Here is a 5,863-nt window from a genome sequence, read left to right as displayed (position 1 = left end):
TGGCCCACCAGCGTCAGCGCGCCCGTGTAGCCCAGGTCGCGCAGGGCGGCGGCGGCCATGGCGCCGGCCTGGCCGGCTCCGGCAATCACAATGGACGATAGCGGGGCCATGCAGAACTCCTTTGCTGTGTTCAGCCTTGCAGGTCGACCATGATGTCGCCGCCTTCCACCTTGACGGGGTACACGCGGATATCGCGCGTGGCCGGCGCGCACATGGCCTTGCCCGTGCGGATGTCGAACTTGGCCTGGTGCAGCGGGCATTCGATGCAGCCGTCTTCCAGGTAGCCGTCCGACAGCAGCGCGTAGGCATGCGTACAGACGTTGTCGGAAACGAAGAATTCGCCTTCGCTGCGGTACAGGGCCAGTTGCGTCTGGTCGACCGACACGGGCAGGATCTCGTCGTCGTCTTCCAGTTGGTCGGTGGTGGCGATCTTGGTCCAGGGCATAGGCTTATATATTCAGTGTGCTGAGTAAATATGCACAGTGTACTGCCTATAAATCGCAAATCGGGCTTAGGGATTTCCCGAGTCGCCAGGTAGGCCGCGCCGCGCCGCGGGCGAGCATGCGCCGGCACCTTTTGGATCCGCGCAAAGCCGCGGAAATAAAGGGAATGCGGCGCGGGCCGGTTAGCGTCAACCAGGTGCCCGATGCGGGCTTGAATGCTGCCGGAAACTGCGGGGAATACCTCGTTGACACTCGAAAAATCTATCAGTATGCTGAATAAAACGTCAGCATACTGCACTTTTTTCAGTGAACTTTGAGCACGCGCAAATAGAACCGGCGCCGGCGCTCGAAGGCACCGGCGGTGGCGGCGAATCGTCTTTGTGCAAGCTTTCTCTATAAGCCGGCAGGCAGTCAGAATCTCGCCGGCGTCACCCACGAACCGTTCCCCGGAACGATTATCGGAAAAGACCCAGGAGCTATCCATGCAGCGACGCCGTTTTCTTGCCCAAGCCGCCGGAGTTGCCGGCGCCGGACTGGCCACCGCCAGTGTGCCCGCGTTGGCGCAAAGCAACCCCGCCGTGCGCTGGCGCATGTCCACCAGCTGGCCCAAGAGCCTGGACACCATCTACGGCTCGGCCGATGAACTGTGCAAGCGTGTGGGCGAGCTCACCGAAGGAAAGTTCGAGATCCGCGCCTTTCCGGGCGGCGAACTGGTGCCGTCCGCGCAGAACATGGACGCCGTCAGCAACGGCACGGTGGAATGCAACCACGTGCTCAGTACCATGTACATAGGCAAGAACACGGCGCTGACCTTCGACACCGGCCTTTCGTTCGGGCTGAACGCCCGCCAGCACAACGCCTGGATCCACTATGGCGGCGGCCTGGAGCAACTGCGCAAGCTGTACAAGAAGTACAACATCGTCAACCACGTCTGTGGCAACGTCGGCGTGCAGATGGGCGGCTGGTACCGCAAAGAGATCAACTCGGTGGCCGACCTGAAGGGCCTGAACATGCGCATCGGCGGCATAGGCGGTATGGTGCTGTCCAAGCTGGGCGCCGTGCCGCAGCAGATTCCGCCCAGCGACATCTACCCCGCGCTGGAAAAGGGCACCATCGACGCGGCCGAATGGATTGGCCCGTACGACGACGAAAAACTGGGCTTCAACAAAGTGGCGCCTTTTTATTACTCGCCGGGCTGGTTCGAAGGCAGCGCGTCCATTACCACCATGGTCAACGACAAGGCCTGGGAAGCCCTGCCGCCGGCCTACAAGGCGGCCTTCGAATGCGCCTGCGGCGAGCAGACCATGAAAATGCTGGCCAACTACGATGCCCGCAACCCGCTGGCCCTGCGCAAGCTGATTGCCGGCGGCGCCAAGCTGCGCTTCTTCCCCAAAGAAGTCATGGACGCGGTATACAAGGCATCGCAGGAACTGTGGGTGGAACTGTCGGAAAAGAACCCCGACTTCAAGGAAATCTACCCCGATTGGCAGAAGTTCCAGGCCGATGAGGCCAGCTGGTTCCGCGTAGCCGAAAACGCCCTGGACAACTATACGTTCGCGGCGCTTGCGCGGGCCCAGTCCAAATAAGCCGTACACCTTAAGGGAAACCGATGAAGACAGAACCCGCCGGCCATGTGGAACCGGCCGGCGCGCGCCAGGGCGTGGGCGCGCGCGTGCCGCGCAAGGAAGACGAACGCCATCTGCACGGCAAAGGGCGCTTCGTGGCCGACATGGCCATGCCCGGCCTGTGCGAGGTGGCTTTCCTGCGCAGCCCGCTGGCCCATGCCCGCATTACCGGAGTGCGCGTGCCCGACAGCGTGAAAGGCTGTGTGGTCTTGCGCGATACCATGGCCGACGCGCGCGACATCGTGGCCGATTCCACGCTGCCCACCTATCAATCGTCCAGCCAGCCGCCGCTGGCCTGGGGCAAGGTGCGCTTCGTGGGCGAGCCGGTGGCCATGACGTTCGCGCCCAGCCGCGCCGAAGCGGAAGACCATGCCGAACTGGTTGAAGTCGACTACGACGACCTGCCTGTTTACGCGGATGTCATTACCGCCCAGCAGGCCAGCACCGACCTGCTGCACGAAAACTGGCGCGACAACGTCTTCGTCACCTTGAACATCGACAAGGATTTCGATGCCCAGGCCGCCCAGGCCGACCTGGTGGTACGCCGCAAGATCGACCTGGCGCGCCAGTGCATGGTGCCCATGGAAGGCAAGGCCGTGCTGGCCTACTGGGACCACCAGGCCGACCAGCTGGTGGTGGTCAGCGCCACTCAGGTGCCGCACATGATACGCAGCATTCTTGCGCAGTGCCTGGACCTGGACCAGGGCAGGGTACGCGTCATTTCACCCGACGTGGGCGGGGCGTTCGGCTACAAGTGCGTATTGCAGCAGGAAGAACTGTGCGTGGCCTGGCTGGCCAAGACGCACAAGCGGCCCTTCCGCTATATCGAAGACCGCCGCGAACACCTGACGGCCGGCGCGAACTCGCGCGAGCACTATTACGAAATGGCCGCCTATGTAGACAAGCGCGGCAAGCTGCTGGCCCTGGACGCGCAGATCACCATCGACGGCGGTGCCTATTCAGTATGGCCTTTCACGATCGGGCTGGAGCCCGGCCAGGCCATCGGCAACCTGCCGGGCCCGTACGGCTTCAAAGGCTACCGATGCGTCACGCGTTGCGTGGGAACCAATAAACCCGGTTTTGTTCCTTATCGTGGCGTGGCCCGCACGGGCGTGTGCTTTGCCATGGAACTGACCATGAATGCCATCGCCCAGGAAGTGGGACGCGAACCCTGGGAAGTGCGCCTGGAGAACCTGGTGCAGCCCGAGCAAATGCCGTATGTCAACGTCACCAACAAGCACCTGGACAGTGGCGACTACCCGGCCAGCCTGCGCAAGGCACTGGAGATGATCGACGCGCCGGGCGTGCGGGCGCGCCAGGCCGCCGGCGAACCGGACGGCCGCCTGATCGGCGTAGGCGTGGCCACCTATACCGAGCAGGCCGCGCATGGCACGTCGGTGTTCGCCGCCTGGGGCACCCCGGTCATTCCCGGCTACGACCAGGCCACCGTGCGCGTCACGCCCGACGGCGGCCTGGAAGTGCGGGTGGGCGTGCATTCGCACGGGCAGGGCATGGAAACCACCTTTGCCCAGATCGCGCACGAGATCCTGGGCATCGACGTGGGGCGCATCAAGGTGCTGCACGGCGATACCGGCCAGACGCCGTTTTCCACCGGAACCTACGCATCGCGTTCGCTGGTGATGTCCGGCGGGGCCGTGTCGCAGGCCTGCAAGCGCCTGCTGCCGCGCATGACGCACATTGCCGCGCACTTGCTGCAGGCCGACGCGGCCCAGGTATCGCTGCGGCAGGGCCGCTATTGCGCGGGCGAAAAATCGGTGGAAAGCCGCGAAGTGGCCGACGCCTGGTACCTGCGGCCGCACCTGCTGCCCGCCGATGTGGACCCGGCCGGCCTGGAAGTGCACGTGGGCTACAAGCCCAAGGTGGACACCGGCTGTTTTACTTATGCCAGCCAGGCCGCCGTGGTGGCTGTGGACCCGGGCACCGGCGCGGTCGAAATCCTGGACTACGCCATCGTGGAAGACTGCGGCACCATGATCAACCCCATGGTGGTGGAAGGCCAGACCATCGGCGGCGTGGCCCAGGGCATAGGCACGGCCTTCCTGGAAGAAGTACCCTACGACGGCAACGGCCAGCCGCTGGCTTCGACCCTGGCCGATTACATGCTGCCGGGCGCCACCGAGGTGCCCAATTTGCAGCTGCACCATTTCGAGACGCCGTCGCCGCACACCGAATTCGGCGCCAAGGGCATGGGCGAAGGCGGCGCCATCGCGCCGCCGGCAGTCCTGTTCGGCGCCGTGAACGATGCGCTGCGCCGCGTGGGCGCGGCGGAACTTACGCATACCCCCTTGTCGCCGCTGCGCGTGCTGGCCGCCATTGCCGCCGCCAGCACCGCCCAGGAGGCCGCATGAAAGCCGCCCGCTTTGAATACCTGCGCGCCGAGTCAGTGGCGCAGGCCGTTGGCCTGCTGCGCAGCCACCAAGGCCAGGCCAAGCTGATGTCCGGCGGGCAGTCGCTGGGGCCCATGCTGAACCTGCGCCTGGCGCGCCCGGCCGTCGTCATTGACATCGCGGGCGTGCCGGAGCTGTGCACCGTCACCGAACAGGACGGCAGGCTGCGGGTGGGCGCGGGAGTCACCCATGCGCAGATAGAAGACGGCGTGCACCCGCTGCTGCGCGGTTCCGCCCTGCAGCAGGTGGCGGGCGGCATTGCCTATCGCGCCATCCGCAACCGCGGCACGCTGGGCGGCAGCCTGGCGCATGCCGACCCGGCCGCAGACTGGGTGCTGACCATGGTGGCGCTGGGGGCCGAACTAGAAATCGCCGGCCCCGATGGCAGCCGCCGCGTGCCGGCCGGCGAGTTCATGCAGGGCGCGTACACCACCGCGGTGGGCGAAGACGAACTGATCGCCGCCGTGCATGTGCCGCGCCGCAGCGAGCAATCGCGCTGGGGCTATTACAAATTCTGCCGCAAGACCGGTGAGTTCGCCGAGGCCAGTTGTGCCGCCTGGTTCGACCCGGCCAACAAGGTGGCGCGCATTGCCGTGGGCGCGCTGGATGGCGCGCCGGCCTTGCTGCCCGGCCTGGCCAGCGAGGCCGCCCGGCAAGGCGCTGCGCCGGCCGCCGGCCGCATCCAGGAAGCGCTGGCCGCTGTCATGCCGGACAAAGACGCGCTGCATCGCACGCTGCACGCCACCGCCGTGGCACGTTGCCTGGCGCAAGCCCTGGCCGCTTAGGAAGACACATGGTTCAAGTATCTCTGGAAGTCAATGGCAGGCGGGAATCCCACGAAGTGCCCGCGCGCATGCACCTGGGCGATTTTCTGCGCGACCAGGTGCGCCTGACCGGCACGCACCTGGGCTGCGAACACGGGGTGTGCGGCGCGTGCACGGTATTGGTGGACGGCGAGCCGGTGCGCTCCTGCATTTCGTACGCGGCCGCCTGTGAGGGCCGGCATGTCACCACCATCGAAGGCTATGACGGCGACCCCGTCATGGCGCGGCTGCGGCCCGCATTCACACGCCACCACGCGTTGCAGTGCGGCTATTGCACGCCCGGCATGCTGGCCACGTCGCGCGATATCGTGCTGCGCCTGCCGGACGCCGACGAGGCCCGGGTGCGCGTGGAACTGTCGGGCAACCTGTGCCGTTGCACGGGGTATATGGGCATCGTGGCCGCGGTGATGTCGGTGCTGGCCGACCTGCGGGCAAGCCCCGATGCTGCCGTGACCGCATTGCGCGAGCAATTGGCGCAGGGCGGGGGCGCCCTGCCCGCCGCCGCGCCGCCGGTGGCGTTCCAGTCATTCACGCCGGTTGCGCCTGCATCGGCCGAGCCGGCC

At 66.0% G+C, this 5,863-nt stretch carries 5 protein-coding genes; 4 read left to right on the top strand and 1 reads right to left on the bottom strand.

All coding sequences use genetic code 11. The annotated features are described in order from the left end of the window. Positions 1-130: 130 nt before the first annotated feature. Complete coding sequence (locus LPZ50_RS20620; protein ID WP_230664494.1) at positions 131-445, bottom strand: non-heme iron oxygenase ferredoxin subunit; 315 nt, start codon at positions 443-445, stop codon at positions 131-133. Between the two features lie 480 nt (positions 446-925). Between LPZ50_RS20620 and LPZ50_RS20615 the strand changes: the two genes are divergently transcribed. From LPZ50_RS20615 to LPZ50_RS20600, 4 genes are all read left to right on the top strand, one after another. After that, on the top strand, positions 926-2,029 hold the full coding sequence (locus LPZ50_RS20615) for a TRAP transporter substrate-binding protein (RefSeq protein WP_230664492.1): 1,104 nt from the start codon (positions 926-928) through the stop codon (positions 2,027-2,029). A gap of 23 nt (positions 2,030-2,052) precedes the next feature. Beyond that, on the top strand, positions 2,053-4,437 hold the full coding sequence (locus LPZ50_RS20610) for a xanthine dehydrogenase family protein molybdopterin-binding subunit (protein WP_230664490.1): 2,385 nt from the start codon (positions 2,053-2,055) through the stop codon (positions 4,435-4,437). Further along, positions 4,434-5,261, top strand: a complete 828-nt coding sequence (locus LPZ50_RS20605; RefSeq protein WP_230664488.1) for an FAD binding domain-containing protein — start codon at positions 4,434-4,436, stop codon at positions 5,259-5,261. The genes LPZ50_RS20610 and LPZ50_RS20605 overlap by 4 nt, the downstream gene beginning before the upstream one ends. A gap of 8 nt (positions 5,262-5,269) precedes the next feature. Beyond that, positions 5,270-5,863, top strand: a 594-nt coding sequence (locus LPZ50_RS20600; RefSeq protein WP_230664486.1) for a (2Fe-2S)-binding protein, incomplete at its 3' end; no start/stop codon positions are given.

The sequence above is a fragment of the Bordetella petrii genome (genome assembly GCF_020991325.1).
Lineage (GTDB): Bacteria > Pseudomonadota > Gammaproteobacteria > Burkholderiales > Burkholderiaceae_B > Bordetella_A > Bordetella_A petrii_E.
The sequence above is the reverse complement of the archived record's forward strand: the minus strand, read 5'-3'. Positions and strand labels throughout refer to the sequence as shown.